Annotated in this window: 24 protein-coding genes, 1 tRNA gene and 1 riboswitch; of the genes, 13 read left to right on the top strand and 12 right to left on the bottom strand. The window is 71.3% G+C overall.

The window, feature by feature from the left end:
• The first annotated feature begins 5 nt into the window (after window positions 1–5).
• The gene (locus tag ABZS51_RS01770; RefSeq protein WP_355434799.1) at window positions 6–866 is read left to right on the top strand and encodes a rhomboid family intramembrane serine protease; all 861 of its coding nucleotides are present in this window, start codon (window positions 6–8) and stop codon (window positions 864–866) included.
• A gap of 50 nt (window positions 867–916) precedes the next feature.
• On the opposite strand, the gene ABZS51_RS01765 is transcribed toward ABZS51_RS01770, so the two are convergent.
• Window positions 917–1165, bottom strand: coding sequence for a cell division protein CrgA (locus ABZS51_RS01765; RefSeq protein ID WP_310707638.1), 249 nt, complete (start codon window positions 1163–1165; stop codon window positions 917–919).
• A 172-nt stretch (window positions 1166–1337) separates the two neighbouring features.
• Between ABZS51_RS01765 and ABZS51_RS01760 the strand changes: the two genes are divergently transcribed.
• From ABZS51_RS01760 to ABZS51_RS01750, 3 genes are read left to right on the top strand one after another with little or no spacing between them, the layout of a single operon-like run.
• Window positions 1338–1982, top strand: a complete 645-nt coding sequence (locus ABZS51_RS01760) for a class E sortase (protein WP_355434796.1) — start codon at window positions 1338–1340, stop codon at window positions 1980–1982.
• 4 nt (window positions 1983–1986) lie between these two features.
• The gene (locus ABZS51_RS01755; protein ID WP_310707636.1) at window positions 1987–2145 is read left to right on the top strand and encodes a hypothetical protein; all 159 of its coding nucleotides are present in this window, start codon (window positions 1987–1989) and stop codon (window positions 2143–2145) included.
• A complete protein-coding gene (locus tag ABZS51_RS01750) occupies window positions 2142–2714 on the top strand; it encodes a gamma-glutamyl-gamma-aminobutyrate hydrolase family protein (protein WP_355434793.1) in 573 nt (190 codons plus the stop codon). The genes ABZS51_RS01755 and ABZS51_RS01750 overlap by 4 nt, the downstream gene beginning before the upstream one ends.
• Before the next feature lie 274 nt (window positions 2715–2988).
• Here ABZS51_RS01750 and pknB read toward each other — a convergent pair whose 3' ends face one another.
• The 7 genes from pknB to ABZS51_RS01715 form a co-directional block, all read right to left on the bottom strand.
• Entirely contained in the window at window positions 2989–4845 is a 1857-nt protein-coding gene (gene pknB, locus ABZS51_RS01745) for a Stk1 family PASTA domain-containing Ser/Thr kinase (protein WP_355434790.1), read from the bottom strand.
• 83 nt (window positions 4846–4928) lie between these two features.
• Entirely contained in the window at window positions 4929–6368 is a 1440-nt protein-coding gene (locus ABZS51_RS01740; RefSeq protein ID WP_355434787.1) for a serine/threonine-protein kinase, read from the bottom strand.
• 21 nt (window positions 6369–6389) lie between these two features.
• The gene (locus tag ABZS51_RS01735) at window positions 6390–7853 is read right to left on the bottom strand and encodes a penicillin-binding protein 2 (RefSeq protein WP_355434784.1); all 1464 of its coding nucleotides are present in this window, start codon (window positions 7851–7853) and stop codon (window positions 6390–6392) included.
• A complete protein-coding gene (locus ABZS51_RS01730) occupies window positions 7850–9268 on the bottom strand; it encodes an FtsW/RodA/SpoVE family cell cycle protein (protein WP_355434781.1) in 1419 nt (472 codons plus the stop codon). The genes ABZS51_RS01735 and ABZS51_RS01730 overlap by 4 nt, the downstream gene beginning before the upstream one ends.
• A complete protein-coding gene (locus ABZS51_RS01725; RefSeq protein WP_355434778.1) occupies window positions 9269–10603 on the bottom strand; it encodes a Stp1/IreP family PP2C-type Ser/Thr phosphatase in 1335 nt (444 codons plus the stop codon). It abuts the gene before it with no gap.
• On the bottom strand, window positions 10600–11070 hold the full coding sequence (locus ABZS51_RS01720) for an FHA domain-containing protein (protein WP_310707629.1): 471 nt from the start codon (window positions 11068–11070) through the stop codon (window positions 10600–10602). The genes ABZS51_RS01725 and ABZS51_RS01720 overlap by 4 nt, the downstream gene beginning before the upstream one ends.
• A gap of 17 nt (window positions 11071–11087) precedes the next feature.
• Window positions 11088–11828 (bottom strand): DUF3662 and FHA domain-containing protein, encoded by a 741-nt coding sequence (locus tag ABZS51_RS01715; protein ID WP_310707628.1) that lies wholly within the window; start codon window positions 11826–11828, stop codon window positions 11088–11090.
• A gap of 199 nt (window positions 11829–12027) precedes the next feature.
• On the opposite strand from ABZS51_RS01715, the gene ABZS51_RS01710 reads away from it, so the two are divergent.
• A tRNA-Leu gene (locus ABZS51_RS01710) sits at window positions 12028–12110 on the top strand.
• Window positions 12111–12404: 294 nt separating this feature from the next.
• On the opposite strand, the gene ABZS51_RS01705 is transcribed toward ABZS51_RS01710, so the two are convergent.
• Both ABZS51_RS01705 and ABZS51_RS01700 read right to left on the bottom strand, forming a co-directional pair.
• Window positions 12405–13442, bottom strand: a complete 1038-nt coding sequence (locus ABZS51_RS01705) for a hemolysin family protein (RefSeq protein WP_355434773.1) — start codon at window positions 13440–13442, stop codon at window positions 12405–12407.
• A complete protein-coding gene (locus ABZS51_RS01700; RefSeq protein ID WP_355434770.1) occupies window positions 13439–14815 on the bottom strand; it encodes a hemolysin family protein in 1377 nt (458 codons plus the stop codon). Before ABZS51_RS01700 ends, ABZS51_RS01705 begins: the two co-directional genes overlap by 4 nt.
• A gap of 624 nt (window positions 14816–15439) precedes the next feature.
• Here ABZS51_RS01700 and ABZS51_RS01695 point away from each other — a divergent pair.
• Window positions 15440–16747 (top strand): LCP family protein, encoded by a 1308-nt coding sequence (locus ABZS51_RS01695; RefSeq protein WP_355434767.1) that lies wholly within the window; start codon window positions 15440–15442, stop codon window positions 16745–16747.
• 44 nt (window positions 16748–16791) lie between these two features.
• Here ABZS51_RS01695 and ABZS51_RS01690 read toward each other — a convergent pair whose 3' ends face one another.
• A complete protein-coding gene (locus ABZS51_RS01690) occupies window positions 16792–17451 on the bottom strand; it encodes a GPP34 family phosphoprotein (RefSeq protein ID WP_355434764.1) in 660 nt (219 codons plus the stop codon).
• A 23-nt stretch (window positions 17452–17474) separates the two neighbouring features.
• Here ABZS51_RS01690 and ABZS51_RS01685 point away from each other — a divergent pair, with 23 nt between their 5' ends.
• The 6 genes from ABZS51_RS01685 (at window position 17475) to ABZS51_RS01660 (ending at window position 22150) form a co-directional block, all read left to right on the top strand.
• Window positions 17475–18080 carry a transcriptional regulator gene (locus tag ABZS51_RS01685; protein ID WP_355434761.1) on the top strand — a complete coding sequence of 202 codons (606 nt, stop codon included), beginning with the start codon at window positions 17475–17477 and terminating at the stop codon, window positions 18078–18080.
• 62 nt (window positions 18081–18142) lie between these two features.
• The gene (locus tag ABZS51_RS01680; RefSeq protein ID WP_355434758.1) at window positions 18143–19021 is read left to right on the top strand and encodes a DNA-formamidopyrimidine glycosylase family protein; all 879 of its coding nucleotides are present in this window, start codon (window positions 18143–18145) and stop codon (window positions 19019–19021) included.
• A 48-nt stretch (window positions 19022–19069) separates the two neighbouring features.
• Window positions 19070–19483 (top strand): helix-turn-helix domain-containing protein, encoded by a 414-nt coding sequence (locus tag ABZS51_RS01675; RefSeq protein ID WP_355434756.1) that lies wholly within the window; start codon window positions 19070–19072, stop codon window positions 19481–19483.
• Window positions 19480–19803: a rhodanese-like domain-containing protein gene (locus ABZS51_RS01670; RefSeq protein WP_310707619.1), complete on the top strand. Its 324-nt coding sequence runs from the start codon at window positions 19480–19482 to the stop codon at window positions 19801–19803. The genes ABZS51_RS01675 and ABZS51_RS01670 overlap by 4 nt, the downstream gene beginning before the upstream one ends.
• 54 nt (window positions 19804–19857) lie before the next feature.
• Window positions 19858–20607 (top strand): GNAT family N-acetyltransferase, encoded by a 750-nt coding sequence (locus tag ABZS51_RS01665; protein ID WP_355434753.1) that lies wholly within the window; start codon window positions 19858–19860, stop codon window positions 20605–20607.
• Window positions 20608–20703: 96 nt separating this feature from the next.
• A riboswitch (TPP riboswitch) is annotated at window positions 20704–20816 on the top strand.
• Window positions 20807–22150, top strand: coding sequence for a cytosine permease (locus tag ABZS51_RS01660; RefSeq protein ID WP_355434750.1), 1344 nt, complete (start codon window positions 20807–20809; stop codon window positions 22148–22150). (Overlaps the previous riboswitch by 10 nt.)
• 10 nt (window positions 22151–22160) lie before the next feature.
• On the opposite strand, the gene ABZS51_RS01655 is transcribed toward ABZS51_RS01660, so the two are convergent.
• On the bottom strand, window positions 22161–22721 hold the full coding sequence (locus tag ABZS51_RS01655; protein WP_310707614.1) for a methylated-DNA--[protein]-cysteine S-methyltransferase: 561 nt from the start codon (window positions 22719–22721) through the stop codon (window positions 22161–22163).
• Window positions 22722–22814: 93 nt separating this feature from the next.
• Here ABZS51_RS01655 and ABZS51_RS01650 point away from each other — a divergent pair, with 93 nt between their 5' ends.
• Window positions 22815–24683, top strand: a complete 1869-nt coding sequence (locus tag ABZS51_RS01650) for a PAS domain S-box protein (RefSeq protein ID WP_355434748.1) — start codon at window positions 22815–22817, stop codon at window positions 24681–24683.
• Window positions 24684–24735: the final 52 nt, after the last annotated feature.

Raw genomic sequence — 24735 nt, 5'->3', positions numbered from 1 at the left:
CGGGCATGACCAGCCAGCCGCCCCTGCCCCCGGAGCAGCCCGCGGAGGCCGTGCCGACGTGCTACCGGCATCCCCAGCGGGAGACCTGGGTCCGCTGCCAGCGCTGCGAACGCCCGATCTGCCCCGACTGCATGCGCGACGCCGCCGTGGGCTTCCAGTGCCCCGAGTGCGTGGCCGAGGGCAGCAAGGGCATGCGCCAGGCGAGGTCCACGTTCGGCGGCGCGGTCGTCCGCACGCCGTACGTGACCTGGGCGCTGCTGGCGATCAACGTCGTGGTCTTCGGCATCCAGCAGCTCCCGAACGACCCGCTCTCTCTGCGCTTCGCCATGTGGCCGAACGGGGTGGCCCAGGGGGGCGAGTACTACCGGCTGCTCACCGGAGCGTTCCTCCACCGGGACATCCTGCACATCCTGTTCAACGGCTGGGCACTCTACGTCATCGGCCCCTACCTGGAGCGTGCCTTCGGCCATATCCGCTACCTGGCCGTCTACCTGCTCAGCGCGCTGGGCGGCTCGGTGCTGAGCTACTGGCTCGACCCGCTCAACACGGCGACGATCGGCGCGTCAGGCGCTGTCTTCGGCCTGTTCGGCGCGGTGTTCGTGGTCGGCCGCAGGCTGAACCTGGACGTGCGCGGCATCGCCCTGATCATCGGCCTCAACCTGGTGTTCACGTTCGTGGTGTCCGGCATCAGCTGGACCGGCCACATCGGCGGACTGATCACCGGCTCGGTCCTCGCCGCCGCGATGGCCTACGCCCCCCGGAGCAACCGGGCCCTGTGGCAGGCGCTGGCGCTCGCGGGGGCGCTGGTCGTACTCGTGGCACTCGTCGTCGTACGGACCACGGCCATTCTCGGCACCGCCGGGTGAACGGCCGGTGACCCGGCGTCCCCAGGGTGTGGAAAAGACTGTGGAAAGATCTAACGCCAGCGGGTGGAGAGCACCACACCGAAGATGATGAAAACGAACCCGATCAGCAGGTTCCAGGCCTCGAGGTCCTTGATCAGGGGCGCCTGCTGCGGGGCCACGTAGTACGTGGCGATCCACAGGATGCCGATGATCCACGACGCCACCATCGTCGGCGCCAGCCAGCGCGGGCTGACCTTGACCTGCTGGGACTTCTGCGGCGGCGTGTAGACCGCCTTCTTGCGAGCCTTCGACTTGGGCACTGGATGACTCCTGCTGAGGGCCTGGGCTTCCGGATCGTCCACAGGCTCTTCGTTTAGCGTAGTTGAGACAGCGTAGCCGAGAGCGGCGAGCTTGGGACCGGCCCAGGATAGTCGCCACGCGCATGACATGGCGATCCCTCACGAACCGTAGCGGCGCGCCTACGCTGTGGGGGTGAGGGCCACGCTACGGGCCGTGGGGGAGCTGTGCATCACCGCGGGCCTCGTACTCCTGCTGTTCTGCGCCTACCTGCTCTGGGGCACGGGCGCCTACACCGACCGTGAGCAGCCGCTGCTGGAGCAGGAGCTGGCCCGCGAGCAGTCGGGCGGCGAGCAGCAGGGCGACGACGGCCGCCCGAAGCGGCTCAAGAAGATCAAGCTCGGTCACGCGGTGGCCCTGCTGCGCATGCCCAGGCTGGGCAACGACTACAAGTACGCCGTGATCGAGGGCGTGTCGGTCGAGGACCTGCGCAAGGGCCCCGGCCACTACCCCGGCACCGCCCTGCCGGGCCAGAAGGGCAACTTCGTCGTCTCCGGCCACCGCACCACCTACGGCGCGCCGTTCAACCAGATCGACGAGCTGAAACGCGGCGACGAGATCGTCGTGGACGCGCGCGAGGCCCGCTACACCTACCGGGTGACCTACCACGAGGTCGTGCTGCCCACCGACCTGGACGTCATCGCCCCGGTGCCCGGCAAGCCCCGGCGCAAGCCGTCCAAGGCGTTCATCACGCTCACCACCTGCCACCCCGAGTACTCCGCCGCGCAGCGCTACATCGTGCACGGGGTGCTCGACCGCGTCGAGCTCAGGAAGGACTGATCACGTGTACGGCTGGATCTGGCGCAGGCTCCCCGGCCCCACGGCCGTCAAGGCACTGCTGGCCGCCGTGCTGGCCGGCATCGCGGTGGCCGTACTGTGGTATCGGGTGTTTCCGCTGCTCGAACCCCTGATGACGCTGGACGAGGTGACGGTTACGCAATGACCCGTGTGCTGGTGGTGGACAACCACGACAGTTTCGTCCACACCATCGTCCAGTACCTGCGCGAGCTGGGCGCCACGTGCGACGTGCGCCCGCGCGACGAGGTGGCCGTGACCGACGCCGCCGGCTTCGACGGCGTCCTCATCAGCCCGGGTCCGGGCACCCCCGAGGCGGCGGGCGTCAGCGTGCCCCTGGTGCGCCGGGCCGCCGAGGAGGGCCGGCCGCTGCTCGGCGTCTGCCTCGGCCACCAGGCCATCGCCCACGCCTACGGCGCCACCGTCTCCCGCGCGCCGGAGATCGTCCACGGTCGCACCAGCGCGATCGCCCACGACGGCCGGGGCGTGTTCGCGTCGCTGCCCTCGCCGGTGCGGATGACCCGCTACCACTCGCTGGCCGTGCGCCCCGAGACGGTCCCCGGCGAGCTCCTGGTGAGCGCCCGCACCGACGACGGCGTCATCATGGGCCTGCGCCACCGCGAGGCCCCGATCGAGGGCGTCCAGTTCCATCCCGAGTCGGTGCTGTCCGAGCACGGCCACCGGCTGCTCGCCAACTGGCTGAACGCGATCGGGTAGCGCGATCGTGTAACGCGCGGCCCGGCCGCCACGACTCACAGATGAGCGTCCCCGCCGTTGCCCCCGAGCGGCGGGGGCGCTCTTTCGCTTGGCCCGGCCGCCGGGGAGCCGCAGGCCGTTCTCGCCGCGTTCCCCGGGCGGGCGTTCATCCACAGGCGCCCCTGGCGGCTCTCAGGCGCTCACAGGCCCGCCGGAAGCCACCGAAAAGCGGGGAGCCGCCTCCCAGCCGGGAGGCGGCTCCTCAAGCGCTCTGAGCGTCACGCGCTCCGGAACGTCATCCGAAGCCGTCGTCGCCGGTCGGATCCTCGATCGTCGTCTGCTCGTCCGTCGGCTCGTCGGTGGGCAGCGTCGGATCGGGCTCCTGCGTGAACGTCGGCTGGTCCGTGGGCTGCGACTGGTCGGGCCCCTTGGAGACCAGGAGCGAGATGGTCGTGCCGGGGGACAGCTTGGCGTCCGGGCCGGGGTTCTGCTGGAAGACCGTGCCCTCGGCCTGCTCGTTGAACTGCTCACTGATCTTTACCTTGAAGCCGGCCGCCTCCAGCGCCGCCTTGGCCTCGTCGGCCGTCATGCCGGTGACGTTCGGGACCGTGGTCAGCTCCTTGGGCACGTACAGCGTGACGCTGCCGCCGTCCTCGACCTCCTCGCCCGCGGCGGGATCGGTGGAGATGACCGTGCCCTGCTTCCTGGTGGAGGACTTGGTCTTGATCGTGGCGGTCAGGCCCTCCTTCCGGAGGAGCTCGGTGGCCTCCTCCCTGGTGAGCCCGATGAGCCCGTCAGGCACCTTGACCTTCTTCTTGCCCTTGGAGACGACGACCTTGACCGTCGCGCCCTTCTCGACCTCGGCGCCCGCCGCCGGATCGGTCTTGATGACGGTCTTCGGGTCGTACTCGTCGCTGAACTCGCGGACGACCTGGGGCTTCAGCCCGAGACCGGTCAGCTCGGCGACCGCGGCCTGCTCGGTCTGCGTCTCCAGCGAGGGGACCTTGAGCGCCTGCGCCGCCGGCGTGTCGGTGTTGCTGAGGAAGGCGTAGCCCACGCCGATGAACGCGCCGATGACGAGCAGCGGGACGAGGATCCACGCCGCCGTCTTCAGCGCGGTGTTGCCCCCGCCGCCACTGGCCCGCCGCCGGCCGCCGCCGCCCCTGCCGCCGCCACGGTCGTCGTCGTACTCGTACGGCGGGACGGCTGTGCTGCGCTGCGTCGCCGGGCCCGCGGCCTGCTGCGTCGAGGTCATCATGCGGGTGGTCGGGGCGTACGTGTTGTTCATGGCCATCGTCTGGGCGTCGACCGGCATGCCGGACATCGCCCGCTGGATGTCGGCGCGCATCTCGGTCGCGCTCTGGTAGCGATGCGCCGGGTCCTTGGCCATGGCCTTGAGCACGATCGCGTCGGCCCACTGGGGGATCTCCGGGTCGATCTGCGACGGCGGGATCGGCTCCTCGCGCACGTGCTGGTAGGCGATCGCGACGGGCGAGTCGCCGGTGAACGGCGGCTGACCGGTCAGCAGCTCGTACAGCACGCAGCCGGTGGAGTAGATGTCGCTGCGCGCGTCGACGCGCTCGCCGCGCGCCTGCTCGGGCGACAGGTACTGGGCGGTCCCTATCACCTGCGCGGTCTGCGTCATCGTCGCGGCGGAGTCGGCCATCGCGCGGGCGATGCCGAAGTCCATCACCTTGACGTCGCCCGCCCGGGTGATCATGACGTTGGCCGGCTTGATGTCGCGGTGCACGATGCCGCCGCGGTGGCTGTAGTCGAGCGCCCGCAGGATGCCGTCGACCAGCTCGACCGCCCGCTCCGGCAGCAGCCGCCGGTCGGCCCGGAGCAGGTCGCGCAGGGTGCGCCCGTCGACGTACTCCATCACGATGTAGGGCACGGGGGCGCCCTCGCTGACGTCCTCGCCGGTGTCGTAGACCGCGACGACGGCCGGGTGGTTCAGCGAAGCCGCGGACTGCGCCTCACGGCGGAAACGGGCCTGGAAGGTGTGATCGCGCGCCAGATCCGACCGGAGAGTCTTGATCGCGACTATGCGGTCCAGCCGGATGTCCCGGGCACGATACACCTCAGCCATGCCGCCGCGCCCGACGACACCGTCGAGCTCGTAGCGACCTCCGAGTAGCCGAGGCTGAGTCATTTCCTGCACTGTCCCTTACCGTTCATCTTGGGTACCGCGGTCTGCGCGGAGCCGCCGGTGTCCATCATCGACCCCATGACGCGTCACGTCCCATCCTTCGGCGGGTTTGTCGCCGCCGGGTCAGGTGAAGCGCTCTGTGTCTGACTTGTCGGCGTCGTCGTGGGCTTCGGAGTCGGTGTGGGGGTCGGGGTACGGGTGGTCGGGGTGGGTCGGGGTGTCGGCTTCCGGGTAGGAGTCGCCGACTTGTCAACGGTAGCCGACCGTGAGGGTACCGGCCGTTTGGACTTCGCCGTAATCGCGGGCGGGCGCCGCGTGCGTTTGGCCTTGGCCGTGCGGGTGTGCGTCGGCGTCGGCGTGGCCGAGCCGGCGCCGGACGGCTCCGTGACGTCCGGCGGCCGCGTGGGCGCGTCGCGCTCGGCGAGCGTCATGGCACCGAACCCGACCGCGGCCAGGCAGCCGGCCGCGGCGACGACGGCCAGCGCCCGCGCGCCGGTGCCCTTGCGCTGGGAGGGCCGCCGAGCCGGACGCCGCGCCACAGTGGCCGGCACGCCCCCGCCCATCAGGTCGTAGGTCGGGTCATCGCCCTGCCCCGGCCCGCCCTGCCCCGGCCCGCCCTGCCCCGGCCGGGTCGGTCCGGTCTGCCCGGGGCCGCTCCGCTCGTGGACGCGGAAGCCGTCGGGGTCGGTGAGCATGCTGAGCTCCACGCCCTGCTCGTGCCCCACCAGCGAGTCACGCAGCACGTACGCCCGGTCGGCCAGCTCCCGCGCGGAGCCGGGCCGGCGCGCCGGGTCCTTCGACAGCAGCGCCATGACCAGGTCACGCACCGGGGCCGGCACGTCGACGCCGAGCGGCGGCGGCTGCTCGTTGAGATGCTGGAGCGCGATCGCCACCTGGCTCTCGCCCCGGAACGGGGTGCGGCCCGCCAGGCACTCGTAGACGACGATGCCGAGGGAGTACAGGTCGGTGGCGGGCGTGAGCGGCAGGCCCTGCGCCTGCTCCGGGCTGACGTACTGCGCGGTGCCGAGCACGGTGCCGGTCTGCGTCACCGGCGCGGCCTCCAGCGCGCGGGCGATGCCGAAGTCGGTCACCTTGATGTGGCCGTCGGGCGTCACCAGCAGGTTGCCCGGCTTGACGTCGCGGTGCACGACCCCGGCGGCGTGGGCGGTGTGCAGCGCCTTGGCGGTCTGCTGGAGCACGTCCAGCGCCACCTCGGGGCCCAGCGCGCCGTTGCGGGCCAGGATGGCCGACAGCGGCTCGCCGTGGACCAGCTCCATCACGAGGTAGGCCAGGTCGTTCTGCTCGCCGTAGTCGAAGACCTGCGCGATGCCGGGGTCGGCCAGCGCCGCGGTGATGCGCGCCTCGTTGCGGAACCGCGCGCGGAACGTGGGGTCGCCGTGGATGTGGCTGCGCAGCACCTTGACCGCCACCTCGCGGCCCAGCAGCTCGTCGCGGGCACGCCAGACCTCCCCCATACCGCCCATGGCGATGCGGGAGAGGAGGAGATAGCGGTTACCGAGCCGCATGACCCGGCACGTTGCCGTCGATCAATTCTTCAGCACCGCCTCCATCACCTGCTTGGCGATCGGCGCGGCGGTGTGGCCGCCCGTCGCCTCGGCACCCACGTTGGCGGCGCCCGACTCGACGATGACCGCGACCGCGATCTGCGGGTCGTCGGCCGGGGCGAACGAGATGAACCACGCGTGCGGGGGCTGGCCGTCGGTGGTCTCGGCCGTGCCGGTCTTGCCGGCCACCTGGACGCCCTGGATCTGCGCGAGGTTGGCGGTGCCGTTGTTGACGACGCTGACCATCATCTCGCGCAGCTTGCCCGCCGTCTCGGAGCTGACCGCCTCGCTCAGCTCCTGCGGGTCGGCGTCCTCGATCGAGTCGCCCTTGCTGTCGGTGATCTTGTTCACGAGGTACGGCTTCATGACCGTGCCGTTGTTGGCGATGCCCGCGGCGATCATGGCCATCTGCAGCGGCGTCATCCGGTTGCTGCGCTGCCCGATCGAGGCCATCGCCAGGGCCGCCTTGTCCTCTTCCTTGCCGAAGTCACTCTGGGTCACCGACATCGGTACGCCGAGCTGCTCCCCCATGCCGAACTTCTCGGTCTGCTCCTTCATCTTGTCGTAGCCGAGCTCCATGCCGATGGATCCGAACGGCGTGTTGCAGGACTTCTCCAGCGCGAAGACCAGCGGGACCTTGCCGGCGCCGCAGGCGGCGCCGCCGTAGTTGGGCAGGCTGATGGTGGTGCCGGGCAGGGGCAGCCGCTGCGGCGCGTCCACGGTGGTGTCCGGCCCGCGCGAGGAGTCGTCCTCCAGGTACGCGGCCGCGGTGACCACCTTGAACGTGGAGCCGGGCGGGTAGGTCTGGCGGATGGCGCGGTTGAGCAGCGGCTGGCCCTTCTCCTTGGCCAGCTCGTCGTAGCGGGCGAACACCTTGCTCTTGTTGGTGCCGGACAGCTCGGCCGGGTCGTAGGTGGGCAGCGACACCATCGCGAGGATCGCCCCGGTCTTGGGGTTGAGCGCCACCAGGGCGCCCCGCTTGCCGCTCCCGCGCAGGGCGTCGTACGCGGCCTTCTGCGCCTTCGGGTTGATCGTGAGGTCGACGTTGGCGCCCTTGGTGGGCTCACCGGTGAACAGGTCGATGCTGCGCCGCAGCAGCAGGTCGGAGCTGGAGCCGTCGAGCAGCTTGTTCTCGGTGGACTCGATGGCGTCCGCGCTCTCGGGCGAGAAGAAGCCCGTGACGTGCGCGTACAGCTTGCCTTCGGTGTACTGCCGGACGAAGCGGAACTCCTTGCTGTCGGTCTCGACCGACTGGGCGAGGATCTCCTTGCCACCGGCCGTGATCCGCCCGCGCTGCACGGCGTAGCGCTCGTAGAAGTTGCGGATGTTGCGCGGGTCCTCGGAGTACGTGCCGGCCTTGATCGCCTGGACGTAGTTCACGTTGACCATGAGCAGCGCGAACATGGCCAGACAGGCCACGGCGATGCGCTTGACGGTGCTGTTCATCGCTGGAACACCTGCGTCATTCCTTCGTTCTGGATCGCCTGCGGCGGTGGCTTCCGCGCCGCGTCGGACGTGCGTACCAGGAGGGCGATGAGGATCCAGTTCGCCAGCAGGGCCGAGCCGCCCTGCGACATGAACGGGGTGACGAGGCCCGTGAGCGGGATGAGGTTGGTCACGCCGCCGACGATGATGAACAGCTGCCACGCCAGCAGGAAGGACAGACCGCCGGCCAGCAGCTTGGTGAACGGGTCACGGGCGGCGAGCGAGGTGCGCAGGCCGCGCTCGACCAGCAGGGCGTACATCATGAGCAGTGCCATCAGGCCGGTCAGGCCCAGCTCCTCGCCGGTCGCGGCGAAGATGAAGTCGGAGAACGACAGCGGGATCTGGTAGGGGTGACCCTGGCCGAGCCCGGTGCCCAGGATGCCGCCCGCGCCGAACCCGAAAAGGGCCTGCATGGTCTGGTAGCTCTTGCCGCACATCGGGCTGCCCGGAGGATCCTGCTGGCAGATGTCGGCGTTGCCGTAGAAGATGTTGTTGGTGGGGTCCAGCCAGACGTCGAATCGGGCACCCACGTGGTCGAAGATCTGCCCGGCGACGAAGGCGCCGCCGACGAACAGCAGGATGCCGATCAGCACCCACGACGTGCGCTGGGTGGCGATGTAGAGCATCGCGATGAACGTGCCGAACAGCAGCAGTGAGGTGCCCAGGTCCTTCTCGAAGACCAGCACCAGCAGGCTGAAGCCCCAGGTGACGAGGACCGGGCCGAGGTCCCTGGCCCTGGGCAGGTCGATGAAGAGCAGCCGGCGCCCGGCCAGGGCCAGCACGTCGCGCTTGGCCACCAGGTAGCCGGTGAAGAAGACGACCAGGGCCAGCTTGGCGAACTCGCCCGGCTGGATGGAGAAGCCGCCGATGCGGATCCAGATCTTGGCCCCCTGCACCTCGCTGAGGCTGCCGGGCAGCACCGCGGGGATGGCGAGCAGGACCAGGCCGACGGCGCCCGCGGTGTAGGTCAGGCGCTGGAGCATGCGATGGTCGCGCAGCACGATCAGCGTGATCGAGAACATGGCGACGCCGAGACCGGTCCACATGATCTGGTTGGCAGCGGACGCGCCGGGCATCTTGGCGGCCTCGAGCCGGTAGATCATCACCAGGCCAAGACCGTTGATCAAAGTCACCAGCGGCAGGATCAGAGGGTCGGCCCAGGGCGCGAACTTGGCCAGGACGAGATAGGCGGCCAGCATCAGACCGCCCAGACCCAGGCCGTACGTCAGCATGCCCGCCGGGACCTTGCCGTCGACGGCCAGGCCCACGTAGGCGTAGGCGAACATGACGATGCCGACGGCCAGCGCCAGCATGAGAAGCTGCGCCCCTCGGCGCTTGGCGGGCATGGGAACGGGGGAGGCGGCCATCTCGCTCATCTAGGGCTTCGTCCTCGTGGGGCTCGGAGATGCCTTCGTGGCGCTGGGGGACGCCTTGGCGCTTTCGGGGGACGGGGACGCGCTCGCGTCGGTTGCGGCCTTGTCCTTCGACCCGGTCTGGTCGTCGGCGAACCTGAGGTCGTTGATCTTCTTCAGGCCCTCGTCGACGCTGGCGACCTCGATGCCGTCCTCGATGAGCGCCTGGTCGGGGGCGGAGAGCCGGGACACGGGCTTTCCGGTGTACTTGGCCACCGAGAAGAACTGGAGCGGGCCGACTTCCTGCTGGATGCCCTGGAAAACGACCACTTCGCCGCCCCTTGCTCCGACGAAGAACTGCTCCTGGGTCCACTGCCAGCCGAAGTAGCCGCCGACACCGGCGACCACCGCCCCGACGCCGAGCACGGAGACCAGCACGGGCCACACGCGACGACGGCCGCCCGACCGCCGGGTCGCCTGCGCGCCCGGCTCGTCGAACTCGTCGTCAGTGATCACCGGCTGGGGCGCGGTCACCGCGCTCGATCGCCCCGGGGAGGTCTCCTGCGGGCCGGGTCTCAGCCGGTCCATGCCCGCCGCGCCCACCACCGCGGCCTCGGCGGGCGCCTGCTGGTCGTCGGCGATCTCCAGCACGTCGGCCAGCACGCAGGTGATGTTGTCGGGCCCGCCGCCCCTGTTGGCCAGGTCGATGAGCTGCCGGACGACCTCTTCGGGGTCGTCGATGTTGGTCAGCGTGGCGTGCAGCGTCTCCGCGCTCACCACACCCGACAGCCCGTCGGAGCACAGCAGGTAGCGATCGCCGAGCTGGGCCTCGCGCAGCGTGAGATCGGGATCGACCTCGCCGCTCCCGTCGAGGGCCCGCAGCAGGATCGAGCGCTGCGGGTGCGTCGCCGCCTCCTCGGGGGTGATGCGCCCGTCGTCGACCAGCTGCTGCACCAGCGTGTGGTCGTGGGTGATCTGGTAGAGCTCCCCGCGTCTGAGCAGGTAGGCGCGCGAGTCGCCGACGTGCACCAGGGCCACCTGGGTGCCGTGCCAGAGCATGGCGGTGAGCGTGGTGCCCATGCCCTTCAGGCTCGGGTCCCGCCCCACCATCTCGTGCAGTCTGCGGTTGGCGTCGCGTACTGCTGCCTCGATGGCGTTGAGCAGGTCACCGCCCTGCTGGGCCTCCTCCAGGGAGGCCATTGCGGCGATGGCGACGGAGCTCGCCACCTCGCCGTGTGCGTGCCCGCCCATGCCGTCGGCGACGGCCAGCAGGCGGCCGCTCGCGTACGCCGAGTCCTCGTTCCCTTCGCGGAGGAGGCCGACGTCCGAGCGGGCGGCGTAGCGGAGTGCGATGGTCATTTGCGCAATTCAATGACTGTCTTGCCGACGCGGATCGGAACACCGAGCGGCACCGGGGTCGGGCGGGTGACTTTTGAGCGGTCGAGGTACGTGCCGTTGGTCGAACCAAGATCTTCCACGATCCACTGACCGTCCTGAGGGAAGAGCCGGGCATGCCGGCTGGATGCGTAGTCATCGGTGACTACCAGCGTGGCGTCGTTCGCCCGGCCGATGGTGATGGGCGTCTCCGTGAGGTTAATGGTGGTGCCCTGCAAGGGGCCACCGGTCACGACTAGCTGGCGTGGCTCGCCCTTCTTGCTCTTCGGCTTGGCCACCGGTTTGGCGGGTTTCGCGGTCTTTCGCGGACCCGAGGGAGCCGTACGTGATCCGAACAAGTCAGTCCGGATCACGCCGACTGCGGCAATGACGAAAAACCACAGCACAGCCAGGAAGGCGAGCCGGATCAGCAGCAGCGTGAGCTCGGACATGGACCGTTTGTCTACCCTTAATCGCGCCGGAACACCAGAGTCGTGCGCCCCAACGTCACTCGCGTGCCGTTCTGGAGCTCGACTCTGCGTACCGGCTGGCCGTTGACGAAAGTGCCGTTGGTCGAACCCAGGTCGACCAGGAAGACCTGGGGGCCCTCCACGCGCAGCTCCGCGTGGTGGCGTGAGACGCCGGGATCGACCAGGCGGAGATCGCAGTCGGTGCCCCTGCCGAGCAGGGTCACCGGCGTGGTGAGCTCGTAGGAGCGGTCACCCTGCGGGTCGTCCTGGGTGGAGACGAGCAGCCGGGGCCGCCCGCCGAACGCGTTGGGCCGGGAAGGGGGCAGGTCGCTGGCCGGCTGGCGGATCTCGTCCTGCTCCACCGTCGCGCCGCGGATGACGCCCGACCTGATGCGGAACAGACCCACAGCGAGGTCCGCCGCCGTCTCGAACCGCACCCGGACCGGTCCCACGAAGGAGTAGCCCTGCTCCTTGGCGTACTCCCTGGCGAGGTTGGCCAGCTCGTGGCTGATGCTGTCGGCGTAGACCTCAAGCCGCTCGCTGTCGGTCGTGGACAGCTCCACCACGAAGTCGTTGGGCACGAGTGTGCGACCCTGTGCGACGATCGCCGCACGCTCGTCCATCTCCCGCTGAACCGCGCTGGCGACCTCGACCGGCTGAAGGTCAGATTTGAACGCCCGCGCAAAGGCCCCCTCAACCAAGCCTTCGAGCCTTCGCTCGAAGCGCTGAAGGACTCCCACCGGGTACCTCCCTTCCTCCGTGCATATGATCGCGGCCTCCAGGCGCTCGCGCGCCTGGCTCCGCTCGTCCCACGTCACGGCGGTCCAGGCGCTTGGTCAGCCGTCGCGCCCAGCTCATCCGCTCCCGTGTCTTATGCGATCGTATCCGGGTTCAGTACCAGCGGCTGTTCCGTGCTACTGTTTCTCCGCACCCAACAAAGGGCGGGTGGCGGAACGGCAGACGCGCACGGTTCAGGTCCGTGTGTCCGAAAGGACGTGAGGGTTCAAATCCCTCCTCGCCCACTCAGGTTCGCCGATGAAATCGGCAGAACCACACTGACGAAGACAAGCCCCGGTTCGCAAGAGCCGGGGCTTTTTCTTTCCCAGGAACCTGAGAGGTTGCGGCTGGCGCTCCCCCGGCGATGAGTGTGGGGCGGGCCGCTTGCAGATCGCCTTCGGACTGCTTTCGCCGGGTTCACGGTGAGATTTCGCTCACAGCGGAGCATGGGCGCCCGGGTGAGGCGCGCGCCGGAGCCCGTCCCCGGGAGTCACGCCTGACTGCCGGGCCGGCCCGTTTCCGGACCGGCCGCGGCGTTCTCAGACGGCGGCCATGGCGGGGGCGGCCAGGGCGGCGCGGGTGTCCAGCAGCTCCCCGATCAGGTCGGTGAGCGTCACCATGCCGATGACCTCGCCGCCCTGGTCCGTGACCAGGGCCAGGTGCGCGCGGGCGTCCTGGAGCGCCGTCACGGCCTCAGGGACCTGCGTGACGCACGCCAGCCGCGGCACGGGCCGCGCCAGCCCTTCGGCCGTGGCGTCGGGCTGGAGCAGCGCCTCACGCGCGTGCAGGACGCCCCTGATGTCGCCGGGCACGCCCACCAGCAGCCGCAGGTGGCCGCTGTCGCGGGCGGTCCGCCTGATGGCCTCCGCGCCGGCCTCCGGCGGCACCGTCACGGCGCGGCCGATGGGCACCATGAGCCGCTCGATGCCCTCGGCCTGGAGCCGCAGCGCCCGGGTGAGCAGGTCGTGCTCCTCCCGGTCGAGCAGCCCCATCCGGCCGGACTCGCCCACCAGCATGGCGAGCTGCCGCGGGGTGCGGGTCGTCGCCAGCTCGTCGCGTGGCCGCACGCCGAAGGCGCGCAGTATCAGGTTCGTCAGGCCGTTCAGCGTCGACAGCAGCGGGCGCGTCACGGTCACGAACGCGCGGAAGGGCAGCGTCAGCAGCATGGCGGCCCGCTCGGGCGCGGTCAGCGCCCACGACTTGGGCGCCATCTCGCCGATCACCATGTGCAGGAACGTGACCAGCGCCAGCGCGATGGTCAGCGCGATCGGCATCCGCAGCGACTCGGGCACGCCGAGGGCGGCGAAGACCGGCTCCAGGAAGTGCTCGATCGCGGGCTCGGTGACCTGGCCGAGGCCGAGCGTGCAGAGCGTGATGCCGAGCTGCGCCCCGGCCAGCATCATCGACAGCTGGCGTCCGCCGCCCACCGCCGACCTGGCGGCGAAGCGGACCAGCCGGTTGCCGCCGCTCGCCGCCTCCTCCAGGCGGTGGCGCCGCGCGGAGACGAAGGCGAACTCCGCGGCCACGAAGACCGCGTTCAGCGCCAGCAGCACGAGGCTGAGCAGGATCATCGTCATCGGGCGGCCTCCGTCTGCAGCACCGGCGACAGGCGTACCAGTCCGGGCACCCGGCGGTCGAGCGCGACGACGGTGAGCTCGGCGAGCCGCTCCTGGCCGTCGTCCTCGGCGAACAGGTCGGGCTCGGCAGTGAGGGGCACGACCACCTGGTCGCCCGCCTCGGCCATGCGGCCCAGCCTGGCCAGGATGAGACCGGCGAGGGTGTCGTAGTCGTCGCTCTCCGGCAGGGCCACGCCGGTGGCCCGCTCGACCTCGTCGAGCCGCAGGCTGCCGGGCACGTCCCAGCCGCCGTCCGGGCGCTCCACGGCGCCGGCCGGCTCGGGGTCGTTCTCGTCGACCAGCTCGCCGACCAGCTCCTCGGCCAGGTCCTCGATGGTGATGACGCCGGCCAGGCCGCCGTACTCGTCGATGACGCAGACGATGTCGTCCTTGCCGGCCCGCATCTGCTCGATCACGCCCGGCAGCGGCAGCGAGTCGGGCACCAGGCGGGCCGGTCTGGTGATGTCGCCGACCGTCCCGCCCCCTGCCGTGCCGTCCGCCCCGATGTCGAGACCTGAGGCCAGCAGCTCGCGCACGCCCGTCACGCCGGCCACGTCGCCGTCGGCGCCCAGCACCGGGTAGCGGGAGTGGCCGCGGTCGCGCATGACCTGCACGAGGTCGGAGAGCGGCTGTGAGTCGCGCAGCGCGACCACCCGCGGGCGCGGCACCATGATCTCCTCGGCGATGCGGTCGCCGAACTCCAGGGCCCGCTCCAGCAGCTCCGACAGCCGCGGCGGCAGCTCGCCGGCCCGCGTCGACTCGGCGATGATCCGCGACAGCTCCTCCGGCGTCGCGCCGTGCTCCACCTCCTCGACCGGCTCGATGCCGACGCGCCGCAGCACGCCGGTGGCGGCCGAGTCGAACAGGCGGACCACCGGGCCGACCACGGCGAGGTAGGTGAGCGTCGAGCCGGCCAGGAACTTGGCCACGGGCTCCGGCCGCGCGATGCCGAGGTTCTTGGGCGCGAGCTCGCCGAGGACCATCTGCACGATGGTCGCGGCGACCACGCCGGCCGCCACCGACAGCCCGGTGACGGCCGCGTCGGGCAGCCCGTGGCCGTCCAGCCAGGGCCGTACGAGCGTGGCGATCGCCGGCTCGGCCAGGAAGCCGACCAGCAGCGCCGTCACCGTGATCCCGAGCTGGGCGCCGGAGAGCATGAAGGAGAGGCGGGAGGTCACCTGGAGGGCCTTGTCCGCGGCCTTGTCACCGGCCGCGGCCTGCTCGCGCAGGACGCTCCGGTCGGCCGCCACGAAGGCGAACTCCTGGGCGACGAAGTACCCGGTCGCCGCGGTGAGAAGGAGAAGGGCCAGCAGGCCCAGATAAGCGCTCACCATGGTGAGCTCTCAGAGGAACCCGTGCACCCGCACGGGCTGCTACTCCAAGGGTCCGGAGCGGACACGATCTTCCCTTCGATAGAGGTCGTCCATAACCGTAACGATCCGACTCCCCACTATGTTTCCCGTGCGTATGTTTCCCGCGCGGGTGTCAGCAGGGGCGAGGAGATCCGGTTGGCGACGGCTGCCAGGATCGCGCATGCCACGGCTGCGGCGGCGGCCACGCCGAAGGCGGTGGCGCCGGTGTCGTGGGGGCCGGTGAGCCGGCCGGCGACGGCGGTGCCCAGACCGTAGCCGGCCCAGGTGAAGGTGCTGAGCCAGGCGAAGACCTCGGTGCGGTGGCCGGCGGGGGCGTGGTCGGCGAGCAGGGGTCAGGTCGGGTCGCCGCGTCCCCGCTAAGGTGGTGACGAGGTCTCCGGTACGAGGGTTGATCTTGGTCGATCAACCCTCGTACCGGGGACCTCACTCGTTGCCGATCTCCCACCCGTCAAGTCGAGTCGGCCACCGCGGACTTTGATGCGGGCCCTGGTTCCGCGTACTTTTCCGTGGCAAATGCCCGGCGGGAAGGCTTCACTGGTGCAGGTACGACGTAGCGTTTATGGCAGCCGAAGGAAGTAGGGGGACGTGTCTGAGGACGACCGGACGCGGGCCATGCGCTCGCCGGGCGACGGCCGCCCACTGCCTTCCAGGAACGACAAGCCCCCCGGGAACGACGGGGGCCTGCTGTCCGGCGGCGCGCCCGCCCACCAGCGGCCCTCCGCGTCGGGGCCGGAGTCGGCGCCCACGCACCTGCTCCCCAACGCCTCCGGGCCCGCCTCGCCCGCCGGCGACGCTCCCCGGTCGGCCGCCCGCGTGTACGGCAGGCAGCGCTCGGGCGACTCGCCCGTCAGACCGCTCGGGCGGCGGGACGGGCCCCCGGGGCCCGGCGGCCCGTCGGGCCCTTCCGGTCCCTCGCGGTCGCGCTCGCCGAGGCGGCTGCCGTCGTGGTCCACCATCGCGAAGATCGTGGCGGGCGTGGTGGCCCTGCTGCTGGTCGTCGCGGTGGGGCTGTTCTTCTGGATCGACTCCCGGCTGGCCGGCATCGACGGCGTCCTCGACGACTACGAGGGCCGCCCGGCCGACACCCCCGGCACCAACTGGCTGCTCGTCGGCTCCGACAGCCGCAAGGGCCTGTCGGCGGCGCAGCGCCGCAAGCTCGCCACCGGCCGCGCGGCCGGGCAGCGCACCGACTCGATGATGCTGCTGCACATCCCCGAGGGCAGCGACAAGCCGACGCTGGTCAGCCTGCCCCGCGACTCGGCCGTCACCATCCCCGGCAAGGGCCGCAACAAGCTCAACGCCGCCTACGCGTTCGGCGGCCCGAGGCTGCTGGCCCGTACCGTCGAGACCGTCACCGGCGTGCACGTCGACCACTACATGGAGATCGGGTTCGCCGGGTTCGTGGGCATCGTGGACGCGATCGGCGGCGTGGAGATCGACGTACGGGCCGCCGTGGACGACCCCAAGGCCGGGCTCAAGCTGAAGAAGGGCAAGCAGGTGCTCAACGGCAGCCAGGCCCTCGGCTACGTGCGCACCCGCAAGGGCGGCGCGCTGCCCGACTTCGAGCGGACCAAGCGGCAGCGGCAGTTCCTCGGCGCGGTGGTCAAGAAGGCCGCCGGACCCGGTGTCCTGCTCAACCCCTTCACCTCGATCCCGCTGGCCATGAGCGCCACGGACGCGGTCACGGTCGACTCCTCCACGGGCGCTCTCGACATGCTCTCGCTGGGGCTGGCGATGGGCGACAGCCCGGTGACGACCGTGGTGCCGTTCGGCGGCAACGAGATCGCGGGCGGCGGCTCGGCGATCAAGTGGGACCGGACCCGCGCGCTGGCGCTGTTCGACGCGCTCAAGAACGACAGGCCGGTCCCGCAGGAGATCCTGGACGCCGGCTGACCGGCCGCCCCGGTCCCGTCCCGCGAGGGCGGGACCGGGGGCGCTCAGCTGGTGGCGGCGCTGGTCGAGGCCGCGATGGCGGCCGACGTGACCGCGGCCATCATGGCCGCGTTGATCGCCGCGATGGTCTTGGCCACGGCGTCGGCCGTCCACGCGCCCTCGGCGATCTCCTTGACGCGCTCCTTGCTCGCGCCCGGGAACGCCTTGCGCTCGATCTTGGCGGCGTGCAGCAGCGCGATGAGCACCGCGGTGCGCGGGTCGGGGTCGGCGCCGCCCAGCGCGCTCGCGACCCGCTCCCTGACGTTCGCCTCGACGGAGCCGTCGGCCTCCGGCCACCGCGTCGTCGGGAAGATCCCCAGGACCTTGCCGCGCTGCTCGGTCAGCACGCCGGTCTCGGCGAGCCGGGTCAGCAACCGCGGGCGGGGCTTGCCGGCCATGAGCCTCTGCACCCACCAGACGGGCTTGCGCTCCTTGCCCTCCGCCGCGATGCGGGCCAGGGCCGCGTCCAGCTCCTCGTCGCCGAGGGGAGTGGGGTCCTTGACGGTCACGGTCTTGTCCGACAGCTCGATCCGGCCGTTGACGGCCAGCTCGGCCAGGAGGGCTCCGGCCAGCGCGGGGTCGAGCTGGGCGGAGCCGACAAGCTGCTTGCCCTCGTCCTCGCTGTAGGCGAGCAGGAGGAGTTCCTCGGCGATCGTCACAGTCATGCCCCCGACACTAACGTGCGCTCATGTCCATCTCCGAGAAGTTGCACGCCGCCGGCCGCCCCCTGCTCGACGCCCAGCTCGCGCACCCCACCGTCGCCGGGATAGCGCGCGGCGACCTGCCCGAGGCGGTGTTCCGGTCCTGGCTGGAGCAGGACTACCTGTTCCTGCTCGACTACGTGCGGGTCTTCGCCCGGCTGGCCTGGCAGGCGCCGGACGGCCACCTGGGGGATCTGGTGGACCTGGCGCACGCCACCTTCCATGACGAGCTGAGCCTGCACCGAACCATGTCGGCCGAGTTCGGCGCCGATCTGGAGGGAGCCGTGAAGGGGCCGGCGTGCGCCGCGTACACGGCCTTCCTGCTGGAGTCGGCGGCCACGTACGCCGACGGGCTGGCGGCGCTGTACCCGTGCATGTGGGGATATTCGACGCTGGGCCGGATCCTGGCGCAGGACCCGCCGGCCGAGCCGCGCTACCGGGCGTGGGTGGGCACCTACGCCGACCCGGGGTTCGCCGCGCTGGCCGCCCGGATCGCCGTGATGATCGACGAGGCGGCTCCCGACCCGGTGCGGGCGGAGCGGCTCTTCCGCGAGGGCATGGCCCATGAGCTGGCCTTCTGGGACGTGCCCTGACGCGTGGAGCGGCGTCCGCGAGCGTCCGGGCAGCTGTCGGTGAGTGACCGTACTCTGGTGGCATGCCGGAACTTCCCGAAGTCGAGTCCCTGGCCGGATTCCTGCGTGAGCGGGCGGTCGGCCGGACCGTGCTGGCCGTGGACGTGGTGGCGATCCAGGCGCTCAAGACCTTCGACCCGCCGGTGAGCGCGCTGGGCGGGCTGACCGTGACCGGGGTGTCGCGGCACGGCAAGTTCCTCGACCTCGACTGCGACGGGCTCCACCTCGTCATCCACCTGGCCCGGGCCGGCTGGCTGCGCTGGCGCGACGACCTGTCGGGCGCCAAGCCGGTCCGTCCCGGCAAGGGCCCGCTCGCGGCGAGGGTGCGGTTCGCGCCCGACGACGAGGGCCTGGCGCCGGGGTTCGAGCTGACCGAGGCCGGCACGCAGAAGCGCCTGGCCATGTACGTCACGAGGGACCCGGCCGAGGTACCCGGCGTGGCCGCGCTGGGCCCGGACCCGCTGGCGGAGTCGTTCACGGTCGAGACGCTGAAGAAGATCGTGGGCGGCAACCGCACGCAGATCAAGGGCCTGCTGCGCGACCAGAAGGTCGTCGCGGGCATCGGCAACGCCTACTCCGACGAGGTGCTCCACGCGGCCCGGATGTCCCCGTTCAAGATCGCGTCCTCGCTGACCGACGCGCAGATCGCGGACCTGCACGAGGCCATCGTCACGACGCTGCGCGAGGCCATGGAGCGGGCCCATGGGCTGGCCGCCAAGGACCTCAAGGCGGAGAAGAAGTCCGGCCTGCGCGTCCACAACCGCGCCGGCCAGCCGTGCGACGTCTGCGGCGACACCATCCGCGAGGTCTCCTTCGCCGACTCCTCGCTCCAGTACTGCCCGACCTGCCAGACCGGCGGCAAGCCGCTCGCCGACCGGCGCCTGTCGCGCCTGCTCAAGTAGGGTCGGTTATCTCTTGTAACCGCCGGCTGCCTGCGACAGCATGGAGCCATGGACGACCACGCCTCCTGTGACATCACCGACGACTACGACGTCCGGCAGTGGGACACCCGCGAGGACTGCGAGGTCCGGCAGATCCTGGACCGCGTCGCCGACAAGTGGTCGCTGCTCGTCATCGCCCTGCTCGACAGCCGGAGCCTGCGCTTCAGCGAGCTGCGCCGCGAGATCGACGGGGTCAGCCAGCGCATGCTCAGCGTGACCCTGCGCCACCTGGAGCGCGACGGCCTGGTGACCAGGACCGTCCATCCCGTCGTGCCGCCCCGCGTCGACTACGCGCTCACGCCGCTCGGCCGCACCCTGCACGAGACGATCAAGTCGCTGGTCACCTGGACCGAGCGGCATCAGCGGGAGATCGCCGAGGCCCGTGCGGCCTACGACCGAGGGCGCGAGATGATGGACGCATGACGGTTCCCGAGGTAGAGGCACGTGACGTACCCGACGACGCTTTCCTGCTGGACGTGCGCGAGCGGGAGGAGTGGGTGGCGGGCCACGCCCCCGAGGCCGTGCACATCCCGATGAGCGAGATCCAGGGGCGCGTCGACGAGGTCCCCGCCGGCGGCAAGGTCTACGTCGTCTGCCGGGTCGGCGGCCGGTCCTACCAGGTGGCGGCCTGGCTGAACCACCTGGGGCGCGAGGCGGTCAACGTCGGCGGCGGCATGCAGTCGTGGGAGGGCGCGAGCCGTCCGATGGTCAGCGAGACCGGTCAGCCGCCGTTCGTGGCCTGAGCCGGTCCCTTAATCCGGTTGCCCCGCGCGCGTCCGTGCTGGTGGGCTGTGCCGGTGAATCGTGATGAGATGCTGGCGGCCTACGACCGCCAGGTGCGAATCAGCCAGGGCGAGCGGGCGGGCCGCGTGGTGCGCAAGGCGGCCGAGGGCGGCTGGAACGGCATCCTGTGGTCGGACCTCGACGAGGACACGGCCGACGCCGAGATCGCGGCGCAGGTGGCGTACTTCACCGCGCTGAAGCGCTCGTTCGAGTGGAAGCTGTACTCCCATGACCGCCCCGCCGACCTGGCGGAGCGGTTGTCGGCCGCGGGCTTCGCGGCCGAGCCGGAGGAGACGCTGCTGGCCGCGGAGGCCGCCGCCATGGCCGCCGAGCCGCGGCTGCCCGAAGGCGTCGTCCTGCGCCCGGCGGAGGACCCGGCGGGGATCGAGCTGCTCATGGAGGCGCACGAGCAGGCGTTCGGCATCCCGGCGCCGGGACTGCGCGACCAGTTGCTCCGCCGGCTGGCCGAGCGGCCCGAGTCGATGGCCGCGGTCGTCGCGATGGCCGGCGACCGGCCGATCAGCGGGGCGCGGGTGGACCTGGACCCGGACACCGAGTTCGCCGGGCTCTTCGGCGGCGGCACGGTGGTCGGGTGGCGCGGGCGCGGCGTGTACCGGGCGCTGCTGGCCCACCGGGCGCGGGTGGCCGTCGAGCGGGGCTACCGCTACCTCCACGTGGACGCCTCCAGCGAGAGCCGTCCGATCCTGCTGCGGCTCGGCTTCGTGCCGCTCGGCACCACGACCCCGTACGTCTACACCCCCTGACGGGCCCGGGTGGCCGTCCGGCGGCGCATGAGGCATCATGAGGGCGCACGCCAGGACATCTCCGGCACAGACCAGGGTGGTCCGGCGCGCGACAACTACAGATCCCGCGGGAGCTCGGGGCCACCGGGCTGAGAGGGCAGCTGCCGCTGCTGCCGACCGCATGAACCTGTCCGGGTAATGCCGGCGTAGGGAGTGTGTGATGACGCATGCCGTCAACGAAGTCCCGCTGACCCTCGACGAGGCCCCGCCGAAGACGCTCGGGGTGCTGGACCAGGGCGCGCTCTGGGCCAACCTCGGGGTGAGCCTGCTGGGCTTCTCCGGCGCGCTCTTCCTGCTCGACCCGCTTGGCGGCGCGCCGCTGAGCGTGGCCGCGGCCCTCACCGCCGCGGTCGTGGGCAGCCTCGTCGGCACCGCGATGGTGGGCCTGGCCGCCATCCCCGGCACGCAGACCGGACGGCCCTCGATGGTGCTGCTCCGGGGGCTGTTCGGGGCGCGGCTGTCGTACCTGCCGACGGTGCTCAACATCATCCAGATGGTCGGCTGGGGCGCCTTCGAGCTCTGGGTGATCTCCATGGGCGCGAGCGCGATCTTCGGTCCGGCGGTGCCGTACGCGGTCTGGGTGATCGTCGCCGGAGTCCTCACCACCTCGCTGTCGATCTGGCCGCTCGGCTCGGTGCGGCTGCTGCGCCGGTACGTCACGGTCGCCGTGGTCATCGCGCTGGCCTGGTTCGCCGTGGACTTCCTCGGCCAGGCTCAGCCGCAGGCCGGCGGCTCGTGGCACGCGTTCGCGCCGGCCGTCGACTACGTGATCGCGCTGTCGGTCTCGTGGGTGCCGATGGCCGCCGACTTCGCCCGGCACTCCAGGTCGAGCGCCGCCGCGTTCACCGGCGTCGTCGGCGGCTACACGCTGGCCCAGGTGGCCTGCCTGGGGCTCGGCGTGTACGCGGTGGCCATCGCCGGGGCGGCCGCGGTCCAGGCGGACGGCACCGCGGTGTTCGGGACGTTCGTCGCGGCGCCGCTCGGCGCGCTGTTCTTCGCCGTGCTCGTCCTGCGCGAGACCGACCAGTCGTTCGCGAACGTCTACTCGACCACCCTCTCGCTGCAGAACCTCATGCCCCGCGTCGACCGCCGCCTCTTCAGCGTCGCCATCGGCGTGGTCACCACGGCCGTGGCGCTGGTGGTGGACGTGAACTCCTACGGGGCCTTCCTCGGCATCATCGGCGCGGTGTTCGTGCCGATGTTCGCGGTCCTCGCCGTGGACTACTTCGTGCTCGGCGGCTCCGCCCGGTGGAACACCGACGAGGACGCGCCGTCCCGCTGGTCCATGCTGGTGCCCTGGGTGCTCGGCTTCGCCGCGTACTGGCTGACCACCTCGACGCCGACCGTCGGGGCGTGGGACGGCCTCTGGGCCTGGGTGCGCGAGGCGATCGGCTTCACCCGTCAGCCGTGGATGAACGGCGCGCTCGGCGCGGCGCTCGTGGCCGCCCTGGTCACGCTCGCCCTCGGCCTGGCCCGGCGCCGGACCTACGCCGACCGCGTCTGACAGCTCGTGATCAGGAGCGGGACTCGACGGTGAGGAGGTGGCGCTTGGCGTTCACGCCCCCGGCGTAGTCGCCGAGCGCGCCGTCGCCGGGCACGATCCGGTGGCACGGCACGATGACGCACACCGGGTTGGCCATCAGCGCGTTGCCGACCGCCCGCAGCGCGCGTGGCCGGCCGATGTGCTCGCCGATCTCACTGAGCGTCGCCGTCGTGCCGTACGGGACCGCCATGGTCTTCTGCAGCACCGTGCGCGCGAACGACGTGGCGATGGCCAGGTCGACCGGCGTGGTGAAGGCCCGCAGCCGCCCCGAGAAGTACGCGTCCAGCTCCCGGCGCACCGGGTCCAGCCGGCCGGGGTCGGGCCCGATGAACGAGCCCACGTGCCGCGTCACCCGCTCGTACACCGCGTGCTCGTCCTCGAAGCTGCACGCCACGATCCCCTTGCCGGACACCGCCAGCACCAGCCGCCCCACGGCGCCGTCATAGGTGCCGAACGCGACGTCGGGCGGGGTCTCCCCGCGGTAGGTGGCGGAGGTCACCCGTAGCAGGGCATCGAGATCACCGCTCGACATCCGCTCACCCTCTTCTCACCTGGTAGGTCGTGATCGGCAGCGTATCGGACGGATCGGCCGACGGCGGCCGCGCAGCGCGGGCACTATGGAGGTGTGGGTGACGAGTGGGCCGGCAGTGACGACGAGATCGCTCGCGCGGTGCTCGCCGGCTCGCCCGACGCGCTGATCGCGCTCGACCGGGACCAGACCGTGCTGGTGTGGACCCCGGCCGCCGAGCGGCTCTTCGGCTGGACCGCCGAGGAGATGCTGGGCCGCAGGGCGCCGATCGTGCCGGGGGAGCTGACGGCTGAGCACAACGCGGTGCTCGAACGCGCGCGTACCGGAGACCAGGTGACGCTGCGCACCAAGCGGTTACGCCGCGACGGAAGCGTGCTCGATGTGACGGTCGACATCGGGCCGCTGGTGATGGGCAGCTCGGTGGTGGGATACGTGTGCGTCCACCACCGCGCGGCGGCCGAGGAGGCGGCGAGCGAGCGCATGGCGCGCCGGGTCCGGCTGGTACGCCGGCTGACCGACGTGGTCGGCGACATCAACGCCGAGCTGGAGCTGCCCGCCGTCCTCGACCGGATCGCCGGCAGCCTGACCGAGCTGACGGGCGCCGACGCGGGCGGCTTCGTGCTCATCGAGGGCGAACGGCTGCGCGTGGTCAGCACCCACCGGCTGCCCGAGACGCTCAAGGACGCCACGGCCGGGCTGCGCACCAGCCTCGTGGACAAGCTGCTGCGCACCGGCAAGACCGTCCTGCTGGAGTCCCACGGGCTCGACGAGCTGCTGTGGGCGGAGCTGACCGGCCTGCACACGATCGCGCTCGGGCTGGCCGCCGTGGGCGGGCGGCCGTACGGCGCCCTCTACGCCCTGTACGCCCAGCGCAAGCCCGGCCACCTGGAGCTGGAGCTGCTGGAGCTGCTGGCCGGGCACGCCGGCATCGCGGTGGGCAACGCCATGGCCTACCAGGAGGCGGTGCGGCAGCGGGCCCACGAGCAGGCGGTGTTCGACGCCAGCGCCGACGGCATCGCCGTGCTCGACGGGGCCGGCCGCGTCATCCGGTGGAACCCCGCGGCGGCCGAGCTCACCGGGCTGCCCGTCGACGACGTTCGGGGCGGACCGCCGCCGTTCCCGCTGCCCAGCCCGGGGGAGAAGCTGACGTTCCAGCTCGACACGGGCCGCTGGCTCGACGTCGTGAGCGCGCGCGTGGAGGAGACCGGCGAGATGGTGGTCGACTTCCGCGACGTGACGCGCGCCAAGGAGCTGGAGGAGGCCAAGGACCTGTTCCTGGCGACGACCAGCCACGAGCTGCGCACCCCCATCACGATCGTGCGGGGCTTCGCCAGCACCCTCGACGCCCGCTGGGACAAGCTGAGCGACCCCGAGCGCCGCTCCGCCGTCCACACGATCGCCGAGCGGGCCAGGTCGCTGGGGACGCTCATGGACCACCTGCTGCTCGGCTCGCGGGCCGGCGCCGACGAGCTCAAGGTACGGGTGGAGGCATTCGACCTGGCTGAGCGGATTAATGCGGCAACGCTAGGATTGCCCGAGTTGTCCGACACGCATCGGGTCGAGGTGGAAATTCCCGGCGGCCTGCCGTGGGTGAAGGGCGACGCGCTGGCCACCGACATCGTGCTCGGCCAGCTGCTGGAGAACGCCTTCAAGTACTCACCGAAGGGCGGGTTGATCAGGGTCCAGGCATGGCCGGAGGACGACAGGGTGGTCGTGGTCGTCGACGACGAGGGCGTCGGCATCGCCGCGTCCGACCGAGAACGGATCTTCGAGAGGTTCGTCCAGGTCGACAGCGGTGACCGGAGGAGGTTCGGCGGCGTGGGGCTCGGGCTCTACATCGTCCGCAGCCTCGCGAGGGCCCAGGGCGGCGACGTGAGCGCCCATGCGCGACCGGGAGGAGGCACCCGGATGCGGATGGTGCTCAACGCGGCTGCTCCTATCGGAACCGACACACCGGTGTGGTAACGAGGTGGTCACGGTTGAGCTGACCTATCGTCCGATGTGGACAAGCTGTGAT

The organism is Nonomuraea sp. NPDC005501 (assembly GCF_040605905.1).
Lineage (GTDB): Bacteria > Actinomycetota > Actinomycetes > Streptosporangiales > Streptosporangiaceae > Nonomuraea.
The sequence above is the reverse complement of the archived record's forward strand: the minus strand, read 5'-3'. Positions and strand labels throughout refer to the sequence as shown.

Bases quoted from the DNA above. Each gene is read 5' to 3' on its own strand.
- ABZS51_RS01770 (WP_355434799.1), top strand. From the start codon at position 6: ATGACCAGCCAGCCGCCCCTGCCCCCGGAGCAGCCCGCGGAGGCCGTG.
- ABZS51_RS01750 (WP_355434793.1), top strand. From the start codon at position 2,142: ATGACCCGTGTGCTGGTGGTGGACAACCACGACAGTTTCGTCCACACC.
- pknB (WP_355434790.1), bottom strand. From the start codon at position 4,845: ATGACTCAGCCTCGGCTACTCGGAGGTCGCTACGAGCTCGACGGTGTC.
- ABZS51_RS01740 (WP_355434787.1), bottom strand. From the start codon at position 6,368: ATGCGGCTCGGTAACCGCTATCTCCTCCTCTCCCGCATCGCCATGGGC.
- ABZS51_RS01735 (WP_355434784.1), bottom strand. From the start codon at position 7,853: ATGAACAGCACCGTCAAGCGCATCGCCGTGGCCTGTCTGGCCATGTTC.
- ABZS51_RS01730 (WP_355434781.1), bottom strand. From the start codon at position 9,268: ATGAGCGAGATGGCCGCCTCCCCCGTTCCCATGCCCGCCAAGCGCCGA.
- ABZS51_RS01725 (WP_355434778.1), bottom strand. From the start codon at position 10,603: ATGACCATCGCACTCCGCTACGCCGCCCGCTCGGACGTCGGCCTCCTC.
- ABZS51_RS01720 (WP_310707629.1), bottom strand. From the start codon at position 11,070: ATGTCCGAGCTCACGCTGCTGCTGATCCGGCTCGCCTTCCTGGCTGTG.
- ABZS51_RS01705 (WP_355434773.1), bottom strand. From the start codon at position 13,442: ATGACGATGATCCTGCTCAGCCTCGTGCTGCTGGCGCTGAACGCGGTC.
- ABZS51_RS01700 (WP_355434770.1), bottom strand. From the start codon at position 14,815: ATGGTGAGCGCTTATCTGGGCCTGCTGGCCCTTCTCCTTCTCACCGCG.
- ABZS51_RS01690 (WP_355434764.1), bottom strand. From the start codon at position 17,451: ATGACTGTGACGATCGCCGAGGAACTCCTCCTGCTCGCCTACAGCGAG.
- ABZS51_RS01685 (WP_355434761.1), top strand. From the start codon at position 17,475: ATGTCCATCTCCGAGAAGTTGCACGCCGCCGGCCGCCCCCTGCTCGAC.
- ABZS51_RS01680 (WP_355434758.1), top strand. From the start codon at position 18,143: ATGCCGGAACTTCCCGAAGTCGAGTCCCTGGCCGGATTCCTGCGTGAG.
- ABZS51_RS01675 (WP_355434756.1), top strand. From the start codon at position 19,070: ATGGACGACCACGCCTCCTGTGACATCACCGACGACTACGACGTCCGG.
- ABZS51_RS01670 (WP_310707619.1), top strand. From the start codon at position 19,480: ATGACGGTTCCCGAGGTAGAGGCACGTGACGTACCCGACGACGCTTTC.
- ABZS51_RS01660 (WP_355434750.1), top strand. From the start codon at position 20,807: ATGACGCATGCCGTCAACGAAGTCCCGCTGACCCTCGACGAGGCCCCG.
- ABZS51_RS01655 (WP_310707614.1), bottom strand. From the start codon at position 22,721: ATGTCGAGCGGTGATCTCGATGCCCTGCTACGGGTGACCTCCGCCACC.